Here is a 1,877-nt window from a genome sequence, read left to right as displayed (position 1 = left end):
GCTGTCGCATTAGCGGATAAAAAATTCGCTAGCGAAGCTCCTTTCTTTTCATTTACAATGGATTGATTGTATATTCTTAATTAGAATTAGATTTTTTTAAAAATAGACGCACTTAAATAAACCTCGATAAAAAAGGCTTTTTAAAATTAACTTATGCACTTTTCTTTAACTCAAATAAATGCTTGCCAGTTCGGTTAGATTGTATTTTATTATGTAATTTATTTACATTGTATGCCATCGCAAGTAATATACTTTCTGATAATACATTTTTTTGTCCACGACACATAAATCTTCTAAAATTCATATCTTGTTTTATTACCGCGAAAGATCCTTCGGCTTGAATACTTCTATTCATTCTAAGTAAAGTCCCTTCATCTGTGATAATTCTTTCTAGAGTTTCTTTTCTTTGTCTATTAAATTTTTTTGAAGTCTCAAATTTTTTAGTTCTTTCTTCTAATGGTATTTTGGAATTATTTCCTTTAATACATTTACTTTTATAAAGACAATTACTACAATCATCACATACATAGATTGTTTTTTCACTCTCATAACCGGTTTTTGATTTTCTTAATTTAGAATTAGTTGCTTTTAATTTTCTACCGTTTTTACATACAAACAAATCATTTTTTAAATCATAAGCCATATTTTCTATTTTACTAATATCATTTTTATGTTTTCTTTTTTTAGATATTTCATAATTTGCAGGTTTTATGAAAGCTATTTGATTATTCTCTTCTATAAAAGAGTAATTTTCTTCACTTTCGTATCCGGCATCAGCAACTACTTTTAAATATTTAAAACTTAAATTTTCTTCCATACTATTTAAAAATGGTATTAATGTAGTTGTATCTGTTGGCTGATGTCCTACAGTAAGCCAAGTTATATATTCAGCATCTACACCATGCTGTACATTATAAGCTGGTTTAAGTTGTCCATTTTTCATAGAATCTTCTTTCATTCTCATAAATGTAGCATCAGTATCAGTTTTTGAATAACTATTTCTATCTCCGCAAGTGTATACTTTTTTAGTGTATTCTTTAAGTTTAGAAAGATATTCTTCTAGACTTTCTATAGATTTTTGTAAACTAGTTTTTCTTTTACCACATCCGTGGACGAAAGTTATTCCTTCAGCCTTTTTTATCTCATAAAGCTTTTTCCTAAGCTTCTTTACGTGTTTAATTTGAACTTTATCCTTATAAATTATTTTTATTCCATAAAGACTTTCACATTCTTTTACAAGGTCGGCAATTTTAATTAATAACTTTGCCATATTTTTTGTAACAGCTTTTTTCCATACAAAAGTATATTTATTAGAGGAAGCTTCTATTTTTGTTCCATCAATAAAAATTGTCTTTCCTGATATTTCTCCAATCTCATAAAGGAAATTACTCATTTGTGCTAAAAATTTTTGAGAACATTGGGCAAAGTGTAAGCTTCTAAATCTTGCAAAAGTCGAATGATCCGGAGCGGATGCCCCTTCTAATAAAAATCTGAAATTTATATCTCTATGACATGATTTTTCTATATCTCTTGTTGAATAAATTCCATTCATGTAGGCATATAGCATAATTTTCAGCATCTTCGTTGGCGATACTTGATTTTCTCTTATTCTAAAATAAGTAGAATATAGCTCAGTTAAATCCATCTCCTCCACAAACTGGCTTAGTAGTCGCACAGAGTCATTCTCTGGAATTATGCAATCTATATTAAAAGGAAGTTTTAGTTGATAAACCTTCTGATTTAAAGTATAATTCTTTTGTAAAATATTTTGGTTTTGCATAAAAAATATTTTATCATAAATCCTAAACTTTTAAAGTTTGGGATTTATTTTTTTGCAAAAAAGGAGCTGTGCACTAATTCTTTAGTGCGACAGCCCC

Annotated in this window: 1 protein-coding gene; it reads right to left on the bottom strand. The window is 28.0% G+C overall.

All coding sequences use genetic code 11. From position 1 onward, the window contains the following. Positions 1 to 151: 151 nt before the first annotated feature. Positions 152 to 1,780 carry an IS1182 family transposase gene (locus H9660_RS16080; protein ID WP_191751378.1) on the bottom strand — a complete coding sequence of 543 codons (1,629 nt, stop codon included), beginning with the start codon at positions 1,778 to 1,780 and terminating at the stop codon, positions 152 to 154. Positions 1,781 to 1,877: the final 97 nt, after the last annotated feature.

The sequence above is a fragment of the Clostridium gallinarum genome (assembly GCF_014836325.1).
GTDB lineage: Bacteria > Bacillota > Clostridia > Clostridiales > Clostridiaceae > Clostridium > Clostridium gallinarum.
The sequence above is the reverse complement of the archived record's forward strand: the minus strand, read 5'-3'. Positions and strand labels throughout refer to the sequence as shown.

What these genes read in the sequence shown, in the direction of transcription:
- H9660_RS16080 (WP_191751378.1), bottom strand. Translation starts at nt 1,780, where the DNA reads ATGCAAAACCAAAATATTTTACAAAAGAATTATACTTTAAATCAGAAG.